The following is a 17,866-nucleotide window of genomic DNA, read 5'->3' as shown; positions in this document are numbered from 1 at the left end:
TGTCATCTGCTGAGGCAGAATCACCGTTTACTTTCCACTTTTTTCAAATGTCTTCTGACTTCCATATTCTGAATCAGTCAGTGTCAGTACGTTCTGTTCCACGCTGTATTCGTAAGTTCCTTCCATCACATCCGCAATATCCTGAAGCTCCTGTTTGGAACAGTCTTTTGTTTTTTCAGCCTGTTTTGCTATCTTTTCTTCGTTCACATGAATTGCAAAACGCTTATGTTCCATATCAATTGTATAATCAACAGGAACGCTGACTGTACTCTCGTCCAAAGCCTGCACAATATCCATTGTTCCGTTATTCTTGATCGTCAGCTTCATTCCATCATCTGTGTTCTCCCAATTTCCTGTCAGAGGATTGGAAGTAAAAAGCTTCACAGCGAAAAAAACAACGATCAGAATGATCAGAACTGAAGTAACCGTCATAACTGTTCTCCAGGCTATATTTCTCTTTTCTTCATTATCTTTCAGTAACATAAGAATCACTTCCTTTGCATATTTATCTTATCCAAAAATACCGCCAATAATTCCATAGGAAATGACTGACATAATAAATGCTGCGAGGCAGACACCAACAACAACTGCCGGAAAAGCTTTTCTAAAGCGGATTCCAAGCAGAGCTGCGATCAGTGATCCTGTCCACGCTCCTGTTCCAGGAAGAGGAATTCCAACAAAAAGTACAAGACCCCAGAATTCATATTTCTCTATCTTGTCACTTTTACTCATTGCCTTCTTCTCCAGCTTCTCCACCATCGGCTTCAAACGCTTCGTTCCTTTCATCCAGTCAAAGATCTTTGTGATCAGTAAAAGGATGAATGGAATTGGAACAAGATTTCCAATCACACAGATAGGTACTGCTTTTGCAAGTTCCACATTCAAAAATGCCGGTCCTGCTGCAAGCAGTCCTCCACGCAATTCCAGAATCGGAACCATTGAGATCAGGAAAAGAATAAATTCCTTACCGACCTTTCCGCCCAGTGTCACCATAAACCAGTTGATCAAAGCTTCACTCATTCAGTTATTTCTCCTTTATATATGTTCTCAAAAAATCAAAAAGCGTCGCCATCTCTTCTCTTGTACCAATTGTAATTCTCAGATACTGATCGATTCGTGGTGCATTCCAATGTCTGACAAAGATATTATTCTCTTTCAAAGCCTGGAAAAGTTCATTCGCATCAACCTCTGGATGTCTTGCAAAAATAAAATTCGCCTTTGCATCCGGGAAAACAAAACCAAGTTTCCTGAGCTCTTCTTTTGCCCATTCTCTTGTTTCAACTATTTTACGAACTCCTTCTTCAAAATATGCTTTGTCTTCAACCGCTTCCACACCACAGGCAAGAGCTGTCTGATTCATCGTGTAAGAGTTAAAAGAATATTTCACATCATTCAGGCAGCGGATCAGATCTGGATTCGAGATTGCATATCCGATTCGCATACCAGCCATACTTCTTGCCTTTGAGAAAGTCTGTGTCACAATAAGATTATCATATTTATCGATCAGTTCCATCGCAGATCTTCCCGCAAAATCAATATACGCCTCATCTACGATCACGATAGAATTCCTGTTCTGCTTTAAGATATCTTCTACAAATTCAAGATCTTCATAAATTGCTGTCGGCGCATTTGGATTCGGGAAAATAATTCCGCCGTTTTCAGCATAATAATCCTCTTTCACAATCTTAAAGCTTTCATCAAGCTTTGGACAATGATATGGAATCCGATACAATTCTGCCCAGACTTTATAAAATGAATATGTAATATCCGGGAAAAGAATTGGAAGATCTGAATTGAAAAATGTGAGGAAACACATCGAAATCACATCATCAGATCCAACTCCTACAAAGACCTGGTCTTTCCCTACACCATAATAATCTGCGAGACTTCCAACGAGTTCGTCCGCAGTTGGATCTGGATACAGTCGAAAACGGTCTGTGTCCATCTCTTTCAGAACACGTTCCACCCCCGGTGCCGGTGGATATGGATTCTCATTTGTATTCAGTTTCACAACCTTATGCTGTGGCTGCTCGCCCGGTACATATGGTTCTACGCTACGTATATTTCTCAAAAGTTCTTCTCTTACAGCCATGGTACTACCTCTATCTATACTCTCTCGCAAGCTCCGCAAATTTTGGAAGTGCATTTACAATTGTTTCATATGCTACACAATACGCCATTCTGACATATCCGGGACATCCAAAAGAGCTTCCCGGAACGATCAGAATATTGTATTTCTTCGCGGTATTACAAAATTCTTTTTCATCTGCAACCGGTGATTTTACAAAGAGATAAAATGCTCCTTCCGGTTTGATGCACTCAAATCCAAGTTCTTTCAATCCATTATAAAGAGTCTCTCTGTTTCTGTCATAATATGAAATATCTGTCTTCTCATTCAGACATGCCTTCACCACTTTCTGCTGCAGTGTCGGTGCATTGACAAATCCAAGAATTCTCGTTGCAACGTTAGCTGCGGCGTTCAGTTTCTCACTGTCTGCCACTTCATCCGGAATTACAAGATAACCGATACGTTCTCCCGGAAGAGAAAGTGATTTACTGAAAGAATATCCTACAACTGTATTTGCATAATACTTTGTGAGATATGGAACTTCCACTCCGTCATATGCAAGTTCTCTGTATGGTTCATCTGAGATCAGATAAATCTCTGTTCCAAATTCTTTCTGTTTCTTCTCAAGAATCGCTGCCAGCTTCTGGATCGTCCCTTCGGAATAAACAACACCTGTCGGATTATTCGGCGTATTAACGATGACTGCCTTTGTCTTTGGCGACAGCTTTTTCTCAAACTCATCAAGCTTTGGCTGGAATGTCTCTGTATCCGGAGATATCTCTACGATCACACCGTCATAATTATCCGTATAGCTTCTGTATTCTCCAAAATAAGGAGCAAACACAACAACTTCATCACCTGGATTCAGCAGTGATTTCAAAATCACATTAAGACCTCCTGCTGCTCCGACTGTCATCGTAATATTGCGGGAAGCGAAGTCTGTTCCAAAGCGTTCATTTAAGGAATCAGCAACTGCCTGTCTCACATCCTCATAACCTGCATTGCTGTTCGTATAACCGTGAAGCACGATCGGATCCTCTTCGGAAAGGATCTCGATCATTGCTTTCTTTACCGCTTCCGGTGCCGGAACATTCGGATTTCCCAAACTGAAGTCAAATACATTCTCTGCTCCGTATTTTGCTGCAAGACGGTTGCCCTCTTCAAACATCGCACGGATTGCAGAACTGTTCGCTACCATGTTTTCCATTTTTTTTGAAATCATTGCTGTCCTCCTATTCTTGTCACAAACCCTTTCTCTTCCAAAAAAGCCGGACGATAAGATAATTTTGCCTTACGGAGTCCTTCTTCCCCGGCATCATCTTCTCTGTTCACATAAGTGTAATCCATACATTCATGTTCAACAAACTGCTGATTAATCATAGGGTATGCTCCCTGTACATCTGCAAATGCTTTCTCAATATGAACAACAAATGTATCCTTGCACAGTTCTTCCCCTACTGTAAAAGCAACAATTTTTTCGCCATTTCTCAACACTCCGCCTTTAAAGCCGAGTTCTTTGTATAAACGGAGGGAATTCAATGAAACGCACATCTCTGCGTTCTTCTCAGGATCATCATTACATCCATTCGAATTTCTCCACTTCAGAGCCATCTGAAAGCACGCTTCTACATTCTCATCACTGAGTGATTCGTAAGACCAGTCCGGATAAAGCTGCTTAAACTTATTAATATGGTTTCGCTTTCCGTGAAGCTTCTTTCCTGCAAGTGTTACAAGCTTCTCCGTCTCATAGATGTAATCTGCCTGATCTCTGTCATATTCAATCCGGAATTGTCCCGGATACCACTCTTCCATCTGTGAAAAATTCTCCGGTGTCACACAGTAAAGACCGAATTCACAGTCTTCATCCTCGCAGATCTTCATCAATTCTTCCAATGCAGCTTTGACGGCTTCCGGCTTTCCTACAGGGTAAGCATAAGTATGTCCATCTCCTTCATCACGAAATACAAGTGCATTATGAAGGATTGCATATTTCACTTTATACTGTCTGGACCAGAGATATACATTCGCAAATGTTCTCTCGCAGCTTCTGCTTGGAGCCTGTGCAAAATAATAGTCAATCAGTTCTTTGTCTTCCAGTTCCGGTCGTTTGAATTCCGGTATCATTCTTGTACTACTCCTCCATCTTTGCAAGCTTCGCTGTCTGATCCGCTGCAATCAGGCTGTCGATCACTTCATCCAGATCACCATTCAGAATGCTATCCAGTTTATGAAGTGTCAGCTTGATTCTGTGATCTGTTACTCTTCCCTGTGGGAAGTTATATGTTCTGATCTTTTCAGAACGGTCTCCTGTACCGATCTGGCTTCTTCTCTCTGCTGCCTCAGAAGCCTGTTTCTTCTCAAGCTCCAGGTCATACAGTTTGGAACGAAGCAGTCGGAATGCCTTCTCTTTATTCTGCAGCTGTGATTTCTCTGTCTGGCTGTAGATCACGATTCCGGTCGGGTAATGAGTCAGTCGTACAGCAGAGTCCGTTGTATTGACACACTGTCCACCGTTTCCTGATGCACGCATTACATCGATACGGATATCCTTCTCATCGATTACAACATCAACTTCTTCTGCCTCAGGCATTACGGCTACAGTAATTGTTGAAGTATGAATTCTTCCGCCACTTTCTGTCTCCGGCACACGCTGTACACGATGTACTCCACTTTCGTACTTCATACGGGAATATGCTCCCTGTCCTGTGATCATGAATACACACTCTTTAAATCCGCCGATTCCATTCTCATTCAGAGAGATCATCTCTGTCTTCCATCTGCGGCTGTCTGCATAATGCACATACATACGATAAATTTCTGCCGCAAAAAGTGCAGCCTCATCTCCACCTGCACCGGCACGGATCTCAACGATAACGTTCTTATCATCATTCGGATCCTTCGGAAGAAGAAGAATCTTAAGTTCCTGCTCCAATTCTTCAATTCTGGCTTTAGATTCATTCAACTCTTCTTTTGCAAGCTCACGCATCTCTTCATCTGATTCTTCTTCCAGGATCATCAGACTCTCTTCTACATTCTGCTTACAGTTCTTATATTCCTGATAAGCTTCAACGATTGGTGCAAGATCACTCTGCTCTTTCATCAGCTTACGGAAACGTTCCGGATCATTCGCCACATCCGGCTCCTGAAGTTCACCCATTACTTCCTGGTAACGAATTACCAAATCCTCTAATCTGTCAAACATAGTTCTATATCCTCTTCTATTTTTTATCTTCTTTATCTTTTTAATAGTACACGCCACAGACGATGCGGTCAAGTCCTGCCAGGTCCTTTTTTACGAACACCTTGTCATATCCTGCTTTTTTCATAAGATCAGAAACTTCTTTGCCCTGGTCATATCCAATCTCAAAAGCAAGTATTCCTCCTGTTTTCAGGAATTGTTTTGCATCAGTAACAATCTTCCGGTAGAAATACAATCCGTCTTCTTTCCCATCCAATGCACTGAATGGATCGTGAAGTTTCACTTCGTCTTGAAGCTTCTCAATTTCTGCTGTTCTGATGTAAGGTGGGTTTGATAAGATCATATCATAGGTTTCACTGACATTTTCAAAAAGATCACTCAAAATCCAGTTCACTTTTCCTTTCTCATCCTTTTTCGTGCTTCTCAAATGTTTTTCATTTTTCTGCGCTACCATAAGAGCCTGCTCCGAAAAGTCAACACCTGTTCCTTCTATAAATATACCCTCTTGTTCTGCATAATGCATTACGCTCAGAAGAATACATCCTGACCCGGTACACATATCCAACAGTTGCAAACAACCTTTTGATCTGAATATCTCTTGTTTCATTATCTCCAGTGCCTCTTCCACAAGCACTTCTGTATCTTGTCTTGGAATCAGCACATGTTCATTCACCAGAAATTCAAGCCCCATAAATTCCTGACTTCCTGTAATATGCTGCAATGGAATATGATTTCTTCTTTTTTCAAGATATTCTTTATACTTTTTCCATGCTTCCGGATCCATGCTCTGATCCGGATCCATATAATAGCGAGCTTTCGTAATCCCTGTCACAAATTCCAACAGATACCACGCATCCAGATCTGCCTCTGTAATTCCTGCTTTCGCAAGAATTTCTTTTCCTTCTTTATATGCATTTTTCAAACTTATTGAATCGCTGCAATCTGTTTTATACACTGTCCTCTTGTCTGATTCTGTTCTCATTGCTTCAGGTTCTCCTCCTGCCATGTCTTCCAGTCAAACACTGCTTCCACTGCTTTGATCCCAACCTCGATCATACTGTCATCCGGTTCCTTTGTTGTCAGATTCTGAACCCAGAGTCCCGGTTTACTAAGTACATTGATTACCGGATGATCACTGTTTCCTGCCAGACGGATCAATTCATAAGAGATTCCTGCAATCAACGGAAGCAGGGCGATCCGAAGAAGTACTCTCACAATCTGGGACTTTGCCGTAATAAAAAAGCAGACAATAATGCTTACGATCATGACAAAGAAAAGAAAGCTCGTTCCACATCTCTTATGTTGTTTGGAACTCTTCCGTACATTTTCTACATTTAATTCCAATCCATGTTCGATGCAATTAATACATTTATGCTCTGCCCCGTGATACATAAATGTTCTCTTAATATCCTTTGTTCTAGAAATCAGAACAATATAAATCAGGAAAATAGCAACGCGGATCACACCTTCTAAAACAGTCATTACAAGATGTGAAGAGGTATGCTTTTCTATAATACTACTCAGATAATACGGAAGAACCATAAAAATACCAACCGCAATTAAGACAGAAACCACAACTGTCAGATTCATGATCAGTTTTTCCTTCTTCTCCTGCTTTCTTGCCTCATCTTCTGTAAGAATTTCTTCTTCCTCGTCTTCAAAAAAACTTGCAGAATAAGTCAATGTCTTCATTCCCAGCACAAGAGAATCCACAAAATTAAAAATCCCCCGAATGAAAGGAATCTTTTGCGGTGCCTTCCATGGGAGAACTCCTTTATATTCCTGAATATCAACTTCAATCTCTCCATCTGGTTTCCGGACGGCAACGGAATACGTTTCCCGATTCTTCATCATAATGCCTTCCAGCACTGCCTGGCCGCCTATATTCGATGATTTCATATATTTCTCCTAAACACAAAGAGGACTGAGATTTCCACCTCAGCCCTCATCACTTCGTATTTCTTATTTAATACCGTATTTCTTATTGAACTTATCAACACGGCCACGAGCCTGTGTTGCTTTCTGCTGACCTGTGTAGAATGGATGACACTTGGAGCAGATTTCTACGTGGATGTTCTCCTTTGTAGATCCTGTAACAAATGTGTTTCCACAGTTGCATGTTACAGTTGCCTGATAATAATTAGGATGGATACCTTCGCGCATGATTTTCACCTCTCTATTTTTAAATTACTTATTATTTTCTCTAAACAGCTTTCTAATTGTATCACACATTTTTTAATAATGCAATACCTTTTTAGATAAATTTCTGACGGATGATCTGCTGAACAAGCTCTTCGTTTGTTTTTGTACGGGAAAACATATTCAAAAGATTGTCCACTGCCTCTTCTGATTTCATGCCGTTCATTGCTTTTCTCATAATATAAACTGCATCCTGTTCTTCCTTTGTAAGAAGAAGATCTTCTCTTCTTGTTCCTGATTTTGGAATATCAATTGCCGGGAACACTCTTTTCTCCTGAAGCTTTCTGTCAAGCATCAGTTCCATGTTACCTGTCCCCTTAAATTCTTCATAAACAACATCATCCATCTTGCTTCCTGTATCAACCAGTGCTGTTGCAAGAATCGTAAGGCTTCCACCTTCTCTCATATTTCTTGCTGCTCCGAAGAAACGCTTTGGACTGTAAAGTGCTGCCGGATCAAGACCACCGGAAAGTGTTCTTCCTGATGGTGGAACGATCAGGTTATATGCTCTTGAAAGTCTTGTGATGCTGTCAAGAAGAATCATAACGTCTTTTCCATGCTCTACCAGACGTTTTGCTCTTGAGATAACCATTTCTGATACTCGTTTGTGATGCTCCGGAAGTTCATCAAATGTAGAATGAATCACCTCTACATTCGGACCTTCAATTGCCTCACGAATATCAGTCACCTCTTCCGGACGTTCATCGATCAACAGAATCAGAAGATGCATATTCGGTTCTGTCTTCTGTACAGATAATGCAACTTCTTTTAATAATGTAGTTTTTCCTGCTTTCGGTGGAGATACAATCATACCTCTCTGTCCCTTTCCAATAGGGGAAACAAGATCAACAATACGCATTGCTGTTGTACAGCCCGGATTCTCCAGACGGATTCTCTGATTCGGAAAAATCGGAGTCAGGTCTTCAAAGTTCTTTCTCTTCATTGCCTCTGCCGGGCGCAGTCCATTGATCGTAGACACATAAAGAAGTGCACTGAACTTTTCTCCCTGCGTCTTAACTCTTGTATTTCCTGTCAGGATATCGCCTGTTTTAAGTCCGAATCTGCGAATCTGGGAAGGCGCAACATAGACATCTCCATCTCCCGGAAGATAATTGTCAGAACGAATGAATCCATATCCATCCTGAAGTACCTCAAGGATTCCGTTTGCTGTAAAACCACTGTCCAACTGTTCAATATCTGTCTCTTCTTTTTTCTCTTCTTTTACTTCTTCTCTCGCTTCTTCTGCTGCCTCTTTCTGCTCTTCCTGCTCATCCAGCTCAAGCATTGCATCGATCAGATCGCCTTTCTTTAATGTAGAAACACCTCTCATCTTTCTTGCTTTTGCAAGTTCTTTCAATGTTGCCAGCGGCAATGATTCATATTTTTCTCGTGTCATATTCTTTTCCTTTCTTTTCAGGTAAATTTGTTCTTTCAATCCACTTCACATGTGCCCTTTTCACATACTGGATTATTCATTCATACTTCGGGAATACAAGTCTGATTCGACTTTAATGGAAATTTGCTTTAAATATGGTGTTATTATACAGTATATTTTTCTAAAAAGAAAGAACTTTTTGAACTTTTCTCTATTTTCCTGTACTTGCGTGTTTCCTTTTTCAGTGGTATCATTAATTCAATCAAATCAGAGAGGTATAAAATCATGACAAACAATGAAAAAGCTTTAAAAATGCATGAAGAATGGAATGGTAAGATAGAGACAACTGCCAAAGCGCATGTCAACTCAAGAGAAGATCTTGCCATCGCTTATACTCCGGGTGTTGCTGAGCCTTGCAAGGTGATCGCACAGGATCCTGAAGCCGCATATAAATACACTATGAAAGCCAATACAGTTGCTGTTGTATCTGACGGAAGCGCTGTTCTTGGTCTTGGAAACATCGGTGCACTTGCTGCTATGCCGGTTATGGAGGGAAAAGCGGTCCTGTTCAAGGAATTCGGTGGTGTCAATGCAGTTCCGATCTGTCTGGATACACAGGACACAGAAGAGATCATTAAATCTGTAGTCAACATCGCACCGGCTTTCGGTGGAATCAACCTGGAAGATATTTCAGCTCCACGCTGTTTCGAAATCGAAACACGCCTGAAAGAACTTCTGAACATTCCGGTTTTCCATGATGACCAGCACGGAACAGCTATCGTTGTCCTCGCCGGAATCATCAATGCCCTGAAAGTAACTGGAAAGAAAAAGGAAGATTGCCGTGTTGTAGTGAATGGAGCCGGATCTGCCGGAGTTGCTATCACAAAGCTGCTTCTCACTTATGGTTTCCCTCATATTACAATGTGTGACATCAACGGAATCATTTCCAAGAACTCACCGAACCTGAACTGGATGCAGCAGCAGATGACTGAAGTTACAAATCTGGAAGAACGCACAGGAACACTTGCCGATGCATTAAAAGGTGCTGATATTTTCGTTGGTGTTTCTGCTCCGAATATTGTTTCTAAAGAGATGGTTGCTTCCATGAATAAGGATGCGATTCTGTTCGCCATGGCGAACCCTGTACCGGAGATCATGCCTGACCTTGCAAAAGAAGCAGGTGCCAAAGTTGTCGGAACAGGACGTTCTGACTTCCCGAACCAGGTAAACAATGTTGTTGCATTCCCTGGTATTTTCAAAGGTGCATTAGAAGGACGTGCCACACAGATTACAGAAGAAATGAAACTTGCCGCTGCCAATGCAATCGCAGGTCTTGTTCCGGAAGAAGAATTGAATGAAAACAACATTCTTCCGGAAGCCTTTGATCCTCGTGTAGCAGACACAGTAAGCAAAGCAATTAAGGATTTAATCTAATATGTGGGGAGAGAAGCGCTACCACTCTCTTGACTATGCATTGAAATCCCAGTTTGGAGAGAAAGTATATCGCATTGCATTGAACGGTGGTATGACTTGTCCGAACCGTGATGGTAAGATCGGATATGGTGGCTGTATTTTCTGCAGTGGTATGGGTTCTGGAGATTTTGCCGGTTCTGCCTGCAAAACGATTACAGAACAGCTTGCAGAAGGGAAAGCCATTCTTGCCAGAAAGCGTCCGGTGCATGCTTATATCGCATATTTCCAGGCCTTTACGAGCACCTATGCCCCCATAGAATATTTGCGGAAAGTTTTTACAGAAGCAATTGAGGACCCCGATGTGAAAGTACTTGCAATCGCAACCCGCCCTGACTGTTTAGATTCTGATGTTCTGGAACTTTTAGATGAATTGAATCAGATCAAGCCCGTCTGGGTTGAACTTGGTCTTCAAACCATTCACCCAGAATCCGCCAGATACATTCGCAGAGGCTATCCTTTAGAGGTATTTGATACTGCTGTGCATGAACTGAAACGCCGGAATCTGACTGTTATCGTACATGTCATTTTATTTCTGCCCGGAGAGACTCACGAAATGATGCTTGAAACAATCGAATATTTGAATCATTCAAATATTGACGGAATCAAGTTGCAGCTTCTCCACATTTTGAAAGGAACTGATCTTGCAGTTGAATATCAGAAATGTCTTTTAGATCCTGCTTATACCGGTCCTGCTTTCCATATCCCGGATGCGGACGAATACATCCGTCTGCTCACTGAATGTATCCAGCATTTGCGTCCGGAAATCGTCATTCACCGACTGACCGGTGACGGACCGAAGGATCTCTTGATCGCACCTCTGTGGACAGGCGCAAAACGAACTGTTTTAAATCAGATTCACAAATATATGAAAGATCATGACTTGTACCAGGGAAAGGAGTATTATGGCTGAAACATTTACATTATATAAACTGATCGTGTTGTACATGTTGGATAGAGTCGATTTTCCGCTTACAACTTCCCAGATATCAGAATTCATTCTGGATAAAGGGTATACAACTTATTTTCGTCTTCAGTCTGCACTTGCAGAATTAACGGATTCCGGGCTTCTGAAAATTGAGCTGACACATAATCGTACGCTTTATAATCTCACAGAAGAAGGAGCTGCTACGATCAACTATTTCAGAAATAAAATTTCTCCTGAGATTCGTCAGGAAATTGATAATTTTATCAATGAGAAAAAATATGATCTGAAAGAAGAGGTTTCTGTTAAATCAGATTACTATCTGAATACAAACCATGAATATGAAGTAAAATGCCAGATTTTAGAAAATGGCTCCCACCTCATTGATATGACACTCACTGTGCCAACTCAGACTGAGGCAGAAGCCATTGTAAATAACTGGAATCGAAAGAATCAGGAGATTTACGCTTTACTGCTCTCGCAGCTTCTGTAAACGCTCCTTGATCTGTTTCTCATAACCAAGGTCGCCGGGTTCATAGAACCTGGCGTCTTTTATTTCATCCGGAAGATACTGCTGATCCACATAATGATTTGGATAATCATGTGCGTACTTATATCCTATTCCGTGTCCTAATTTCTGTGCACCTTTATAATGTGCATCCTGAAGGTGTGTCGGAACCGTTGTTTTATTGTTCCGTACTGCATCATTCGCTGCAAATATTGCATTAACGGCAGAATTACTCTTTGGCGCAGATGCCACATAAGTCACCGCCTGTGAAAGAATGATCTGAGATTCCGGCATTCCGATCCGCTCAACTGCCTGTGCAGCCGCAACCGCAACAGTAAGTGCCATCGGATCCGCATTTCCAACATCTTCAGATGCACAGATCATAATTCTTCTCGCTATAAACTTCACATCTTCTCCTGCATACAACATCTTTGCAAGATAAAAGACCGCTGCATCCGGGTCTGAGCCGCGCATGCTCTTAATAAATGCAGAGATAATATCGTAATGGTTATCTCCTTTTTTGTCATAATTCACCACTCGTTTCTGGATACATTCTGACGCAACATCCAGAGTAATATGAATTTGTCCATCTTCGCTTCTGTCCGTTGTCAGTACACCCAGTTCAATCGCATTCAGTGCGTTTCTTGCATCTCCACCTGACACATCTGCCAAAAATTCAAGTGCATCATCTTCTATCACTGCATGAAAGCTTCCAAGACCTTTCTCAGTATCATTCACTGCACGGAGAAGCAGTTCCTTAATATCTGTCTTCTCCAATGGATGCAATTCAAAAATACTTGATCTCGAAATCAAAGCTCCATTTACCTCAAAATAAGGATTCTCCGTTGTTGCGCCAATCAGGATCAACGTTCCATCTTCCACAAATGGAAGCAGATAATCCTGCTGCCCTTTATTAAAGCGATGAATTTCATCAATAAAAAGAATCGTCTTTTTTCCATACATTCCCTGCAGATCTTTTGCTTCTTTCACTACTTCTTCCATATCTTTCTTTCCGGCAACTGTCGCATTGATCTGTTTGAACTCTGCGCTGGTTGTATGTGCGATCACCTTTGCCAGTGTTGTCTTTCCTGTTCCCGGAGGTCCGTAAAAAATCAAAGAACTCAGCTTATCTGCCTTAATTGCCCGGTAAAGCAATTTATCTTTTCCTATGATATGCTTCTGTCCCACTACTTCATCCAGTGTCACCGGACGCATCCTGGATGCAAGCGGGGATTCCTTCTCTTTATTTGTCTCTCTCATATAATCAAATAAATCCATCTTTCTCTCCTGTTTTCAATCTTATATTCACATCTTCAATCCATAATCAGATGATCCACTGTCACAAACTCATAGCCTTTTCCCTGCAGCAGATCTACAATCCGTATAGCTGCCTGCACAGAAGAAGGATAACAATCATGTAATAAAATAACATCTCCCGGATTTATCTCTTCCACAACTGTTTTTACAACCGCCCCTGTATCTTCGGTCATCCAGTCCAGCGGATCCACCGTCCATCCGATATATATTCTGTTCAGATCTTGTTCGCTGTCCACCGGGAGTTCCCCGTAAGGCGCTCTTACGAACACCGGTTGTTTTCCCGTTATCTTTTCAATCACTGTATCTGTCTGTTCTAGTTCTTTCTTTGCTTCTCCCGTTTCCAGCTTTGACAGATTGCAATGCGTATAAGTATGATTTCCGATCAAATGACCTTCCTCATACATTCTTTTCACAATTTTTTCATTCTCGTCTTTTTCTACATTTTCGCCGATCAGGAAAAAGGTTGCCCGCACTTTACGTTCCTTCAATCCATCCAGTAGAATCGGGGTCGAGGATGCATTTGGCCCGTCATCAAATGTAAGCGCAACAACTGGTTTTACCTCATCTGATACATTCTGACTTCGCACTGAATCAGATGAAACGCTCATTGTTTTTCTCCCATCCATCTTTATCAGAAATGGGGACATACCCAAAAACACCAGAAGACAGAAAAACTGTACTACATAACCCCATCTTTTTCCAGACATCATGACAGCTTCCCGCCTTTGACATTCTTACTCTATTCTTATGTCCTGCACCTCGGCATCATTCCTTCTTTTTTCTATGCTTTTCTCTGTATTCCGTCGGACTTGTCTTCTTCACTTTCCGGAATGCCTTCGAAAAATAAAGATTATTCTCAAAACCAACAGAATATGCAATCGCCGAAACCGACAGCCCCGTCTCTTTCAACAGACGGCAAGCCTGCTGGATTCTATATTCTGTCAGATATTCTTTTGGCGAACAATTCATATAGGTCTGAAAAGAGCGGAACAGATGACTTCTGCTGATTCCTACATAGTCTGCAATATCTTCCACCGTCACGGGATAAGAATAATTGGTTTCTATATAGTTTTCTGCCTTTTCTACATACAAAAGCTTTGCATCTCTTTCCTGATCTTCCCCTTCATGATAGTGCATAAAGACTGACAGAAGACTGTAAAGTGCTCCTGTCATGGCAACCGCTTCTTCATACCCATTGCCCTTTGCATTATAAATCTGTTCCAATCCATTCCGAATCTGGTCATCCGGCACATTTCCTCTTTTTAAAAAAGGACGTTCTTTCAAAAAACCTGTATTTCGAATGATCGATGCCGCATCCGTCCCCATGAATCCTGCCCAGGCATATTCCCATGGCTCCTGCTGATCGGCATAATACTTTACTTCCACGCCCGGATATAAGATAAAAGTATCTCCGGCTTCTAATTTCCATGTCTTTTCTCCAACTGTATAGTATCCTGTTCCTGACAAAATATGATGGATACAATAATGATCCCTGACTCCGGGTCCCCACTGATATCCTGCTTCACACATTTGATATCCCGTGTTATATACAGACAGCGAAGTCATCAGAATTTCTCCTGACTTATACGAATGTTTGTAAGTCTCTGCCATCTTCCGGCTCCTTTCCCGTATCCTGTGATCTATGATGTGAGTGCCAAAAAAAAATTTTGCCACTCACTGCTGTAACCGGATTGCTCCATTGCTATGCAATTCCCGCAATCCTCATCATCATTATTATAACACCTCGTCTTTTTAATGCAACATTATTACATACCACAGCACGTATTTTTTATAGACGTTTCCACTCGTTAACGCTATAATAAATATAAATAAATCAGATCGATACGATTACTTTAAATGGAGGTAAATAATGATGAAGAAAAAATTGTTTGATATGTTTGCAGAACTTTTTGGTGATTCCGAAGGAGCTCGTTTTTACTTTTCTCCTGGACGCGTGAATCTGATTGGTGAACACACAGATTATAACGGTGGACATGTATTTCCATGTGCACTGACACTTGGTACTTACGGTGCCGCACGCAAAAGAGAGGATAACAAGATCCATCTTTATTCCATGAATCTGGACTCCTTTGGTGTTGTAGAAGCATCTCTTGATGATCTGACAAATAAAAAAGAATACAACTGGGCAAACTATCCGCTTGGTATAGTCTGGGCATTCAAAGAAAAAGGACATACAATCACAAGTGGTTTTGATATGGTAATCTGGGGAAATATCCCGAACGGTTCCGGACTTTCCTCTTCTGCTTCCCTTGAAGTTCTCACTGGTGTGATCCTGACAGACCTGTTCGAGATCAAAGATCTTTCCATGACAGATCTTGCACTGATCGGCCAGTATTCTGAGAATAACTTCAATGGATGCAACTGTGGTATCATGGATCAGTTTGCTGTTGCCATGGGTAAAAAAGACCACGCAATTTTCCTTGACACAAGTGATTTAAGCTACGAATATGCACCTTGCGTTCTTGATGGTGCCAAGATTGTAATCACAAACAGTAAAGTAAAGCATAGTCTTGTTGATTCTGCTTATAACGACAGAAGAAACGAATGTGCTGCTGCACTGAAAGCACTTCAGAGCGAACTTGACATTCAGGCACTTGGCGATCTTACTCCTGAAGAATTCGAAGCACACAAATCCTTGATCAAAGATGAGATCCAGTTACAGCGTGCAAAACATGCTGTATACGAAAACCAGCGTACAATCGATGCTGTTACAGCACTGAAAGCTGGAGACATTGAAAGCTTCGGAAAATTAATGAATCAGTCTCACATTTCACTGCGTGATGATTATGATGTATCCTGTGAAGAGATTGATATCCTTGTAGACCTTGCATGGAAGATTCCTGGTGTTCTTGGTTCCCGTATCACAGGCGGCGGATTTGGCGGTTGCACAGTCAGCATCGTAAAAGATGAATCCATAGATACATTTATCGAAACAATCGGAAAAACATATCTTGAAAAAGTAGGACATGAAGCCGAGTTCTACACAGTAGATATCGGAGACGGTGCTTCTCGTCTCGACTAATACTCGTCTCTACTGAGATCAGATATGAAATAACGTATATTTTGTTATAGGAATGCCATTGGCATTCCCTAATTTAAGGAGGTCCTTGACATATGCTTTATGATGCGATCAAAAAATTAGTACAGTACGGAATCAATACCGGAATCACTCCGGAATCCGAAAGAATTTATACAACGAATCTTCTTCTGGATCTATTCCACGAAGATAACTATGAAGATGTTGACTGTGATCTGAACAATCTTGTTCTGGAAGACATTCTTGCAGAACTTTTAGATATCGCCGCAGAACGCGGAATCATTGAAAACAGCATCGGCTACCGTGATTTATTTGACACAAAACTGATGAATACCCTGATGCCACGCCCATCACAGATCCAGCAGACTTTCTGGGAAAAATACAAAGTTTCTCCGGAGACAGCTACTGATTATTATTACAAATTAAGCCAGGACAGTGATTATATCCGCAGATACCGTATTGCTAAGGATCGCAAATGGACGGTTGACACAAAATACGGCACTCTTGACATTACAATCAATCTTTCCAAACCAGAGAAAGATCCAAAAGCGATTGCAGCAGCAGGAAAAGCAAAATCCTCTTCCTATCCAAAATGTCAGCTCTGTATGGAAAACGAAGGATATGCAGGACGCCTTGATCATCCGGCTCGTGAGAACCACAGAATCATCCCGATCACAATTCAGGATAACCCTTGGGGATTCCAGTACTCCCCTTATGTATACTATAACGAGCACTGCATCGTATTCAACGGACAGCATGTTCCAATGAAGATCGACCGCAATGCTTTCGAAAAGCTTTTTGATTTCATCAAACTTTTCCCACACTACTTCCTGGGATCCAATGCAGACCTTCCGATCGTTGGCGGTTCTATCTTAAGCCACGATCATTTCCAGGGTGGAAATTATACTTTCGCAATGGCTAAAGCTCCGATCATTGAACACTTCACTGTGAAAGGTTACGAAGATGTAACTGCCGGTATCGTAAAATGGCCTCTGTCTGTTATCCGTCTTCAGAGCAAAGAAGTAAAACCTCTGATTGATCTGGCTGAACACATTTTAAATGCATGGAGATCTTATACAGATGAAGATGCTTTCATCTTCGCTGAGACAGACGGTACACCGCACAACACGATCACACCGATTGCAAGAAAGCGTGGAGATCTCTACGAACTCGACCTGACATTGAGAAATAATATCACCACAGAAGAACATCCGCTTGGTGTCTACCATCCACATGCTAAACTGCACCATATTAAGAAAGAAAACATCGGTCTTATCGAAGTAATGGGACTTGCTGTTCTCCCTGCAAGATTAAAAGGAGAGATGGAACTTCTGAAAGATTACATCTTGACAGGAAAAGATATCCGCAGCAATGAACAGATTACAAAACACGCTGACTGGGTAGATGAATTCCTTCCGAATTACACATCCATCACAGAGGAGAATGTTGAAGAGATCCTTCAGCAGGAAGTCGGAAAAGTATTCTGCGAAGTACTCGAAGATGCCGGAGTTTATAAGTGTAATGAAAAAGGACTGGAGGCATTCCATCGTTTTATAGGGGTGTTGTAATTTGTTGAACTTGGATTCGGTCAACAATCGAAACAAAAACTTTTAATAGTAAAGGTCGTGAGGGGGCCACTGTATTGCATTGGACACCGGCCCGCTTTACCTCATCCCTTTGACAATCTGTAACGAAAAAGCCAGAGCACTCACCGTGTGTGATTCGTGTCTGGCTTTTTCTAACAGAT

The 17,866-nt window shown here is 41.5% G+C and carries 18 protein-coding genes; 5 read left to right on the top strand and 13 right to left on the bottom strand.

Features of this window, described 5'->3' with window-relative positions; translation table 11 throughout:
• Positions 1–27: 27 nt before the first annotated feature.
• The 10 genes from ACZ47Z_RS06435 to rho all read right to left on the bottom strand — a co-directional run bounded on the left by ACZ47Z_RS06435 (position 28) and on the right by rho (position 8,862).
• Positions 28–483 carry a hypothetical protein gene (locus tag ACZ47Z_RS06435; RefSeq protein ID WP_054751049.1) on the bottom strand — a complete coding sequence of 152 codons (456 nt, stop codon included), beginning with the start codon at positions 481–483 and terminating at the stop codon, positions 28–30.
• 27 nt (positions 484–510) lie between these two features.
• On the bottom strand, positions 511–1,020 hold the full coding sequence (locus ACZ47Z_RS06430) for a COG2426 family protein (protein ID WP_015528947.1): 510 nt from the start codon (positions 1,018–1,020) through the stop codon (positions 511–513).
• A gap of 4 nt (positions 1,021–1,024) precedes the next feature.
• Positions 1,025–2,092: a histidinol-phosphate transaminase gene (hisC, locus tag ACZ47Z_RS06425; protein ID WP_464525980.1), complete on the bottom strand. Its 1,068-nt coding sequence runs from the start codon at positions 2,090–2,092 to the stop codon at positions 1,025–1,027.
• Between the two features lie 10 nt (positions 2,093–2,102).
• A complete protein-coding gene (locus ACZ47Z_RS06420) occupies positions 2,103–3,290 on the bottom strand; it encodes a pyridoxal phosphate-dependent aminotransferase (RefSeq protein WP_054751048.1) in 1,188 nt (395 codons plus the stop codon).
• Positions 3,287–4,192 (bottom strand): DUF2156 domain-containing protein, encoded by a 906-nt coding sequence (locus tag ACZ47Z_RS06415; RefSeq protein WP_464525979.1) that lies wholly within the window; start codon positions 4,190–4,192, stop codon positions 3,287–3,289. Before ACZ47Z_RS06415 ends, ACZ47Z_RS06420 begins: the two co-directional genes overlap by 4 nt.
• 7 nt (positions 4,193–4,199) lie before the next feature.
• Positions 4,200–5,270 (bottom strand): peptide chain release factor 1, encoded by a 1,071-nt coding sequence (prfA, locus tag ACZ47Z_RS06410; RefSeq protein WP_020436731.1) that lies wholly within the window; start codon positions 5,268–5,270, stop codon positions 4,200–4,202.
• Positions 5,271–5,310: 40 nt separating this feature from the next.
• Positions 5,311–6,249, bottom strand: a complete 939-nt coding sequence (prmC, locus tag ACZ47Z_RS06405) for a peptide chain release factor N(5)-glutamine methyltransferase (RefSeq protein ID WP_464525978.1) — start codon at positions 6,247–6,249, stop codon at positions 5,311–5,313.
• Entirely contained in the window at positions 6,246–7,166 is a 921-nt protein-coding gene (locus tag ACZ47Z_RS06400; RefSeq protein ID WP_015528941.1) for a DUF1385 domain-containing protein, read from the bottom strand. Before ACZ47Z_RS06400 ends, prmC begins: the two co-directional genes overlap by 4 nt.
• A gap of 63 nt (positions 7,167–7,229) precedes the next feature.
• On the bottom strand, positions 7,230–7,430 hold the full coding sequence (rpmE, locus tag ACZ47Z_RS06395; protein ID WP_005609529.1) for a 50S ribosomal protein L31: 201 nt from the start codon (positions 7,428–7,430) through the stop codon (positions 7,230–7,232).
• 91 nt (positions 7,431–7,521) lie between these two features.
• Positions 7,522–8,862, bottom strand: a complete 1,341-nt coding sequence (gene rho, locus ACZ47Z_RS06390) for a transcription termination factor Rho (protein ID WP_015528940.1) — start codon at positions 8,860–8,862, stop codon at positions 7,522–7,524.
• Positions 8,863–9,126: 264 nt separating this feature from the next.
• Between rho and ACZ47Z_RS06385 the strand changes: the two genes are divergently transcribed.
• Genes ACZ47Z_RS06385 through ACZ47Z_RS06375 form a run of 3 tightly spaced genes read left to right on the top strand, consistent with a single transcriptional unit; the run spans position 9,127 to position 11,729 of the window.
• Positions 9,127–10,275: an NAD(P)-dependent malic enzyme gene (locus ACZ47Z_RS06385; protein ID WP_015528939.1), complete on the top strand. Its 1,149-nt coding sequence runs from the start codon at positions 9,127–9,129 to the stop codon at positions 10,273–10,275.
• Between the two features lies 1 nt (position 10,276).
• Positions 10,277–11,224, top strand: coding sequence for a tRNA modification radical SAM protein MnmL/YtqA (gene mnmL / locus ACZ47Z_RS06380; protein ID WP_464525977.1), 948 nt, complete (start codon positions 10,277–10,279; stop codon positions 11,222–11,224).
• Positions 11,217–11,729 carry a DUF4364 family protein gene (locus ACZ47Z_RS06375; RefSeq protein WP_015528937.1) on the top strand — a complete coding sequence of 171 codons (513 nt, stop codon included), beginning with the start codon at positions 11,217–11,219 and terminating at the stop codon, positions 11,727–11,729. Before mnmL ends, ACZ47Z_RS06375 begins: the two co-directional genes overlap by 8 nt.
• Here ACZ47Z_RS06375 and ACZ47Z_RS06370 read toward each other — a convergent pair.
• The 3 genes from ACZ47Z_RS06370 to ACZ47Z_RS06360 form a co-directional block, all read right to left on the bottom strand.
• Entirely contained in the window at positions 11,706–13,022 is a 1,317-nt protein-coding gene (locus tag ACZ47Z_RS06370; RefSeq protein WP_226865753.1) for a replication-associated recombination protein A, read from the bottom strand. The genes ACZ47Z_RS06375 and ACZ47Z_RS06370 overlap by 24 nt on opposite strands.
• Before the next feature lie 35 nt (positions 13,023–13,057).
• Positions 13,058–13,669 (bottom strand): polysaccharide deacetylase family protein, encoded by a 612-nt coding sequence (locus ACZ47Z_RS06365; protein ID WP_226865754.1) that lies wholly within the window; start codon positions 13,667–13,669, stop codon positions 13,058–13,060.
• A 157-nt stretch (positions 13,670–13,826) separates the two neighbouring features.
• On the bottom strand, positions 13,827–14,672 hold the full coding sequence (locus tag ACZ47Z_RS06360) for an AraC family transcriptional regulator (protein WP_020436726.1): 846 nt from the start codon (positions 14,670–14,672) through the stop codon (positions 13,827–13,829).
• Between the two features lie 262 nt (positions 14,673–14,934).
• Between ACZ47Z_RS06360 and ACZ47Z_RS06355 the strand changes: the two genes are divergently transcribed.
• Positions 14,935–16,104, top strand: coding sequence for a galactokinase (locus ACZ47Z_RS06355; RefSeq protein ID WP_020436725.1), 1,170 nt, complete (start codon positions 14,935–14,937; stop codon positions 16,102–16,104).
• 92 nt (positions 16,105–16,196) lie between these two features.
• On the top strand, positions 16,197–17,687 hold the full coding sequence (gene galT / locus ACZ47Z_RS06350) for a UDP-glucose--hexose-1-phosphate uridylyltransferase (protein ID WP_464525976.1): 1,491 nt from the start codon (positions 16,197–16,199) through the stop codon (positions 17,685–17,687).
• Positions 17,688–17,866: the final 179 nt, after the last annotated feature.

The organism is Mediterraneibacter faecis (genome assembly GCF_055383675.1).
The sequence above is the reverse complement of the archived record's forward strand: the minus strand, read 5'-3'. Positions and strand labels throughout refer to the sequence as shown.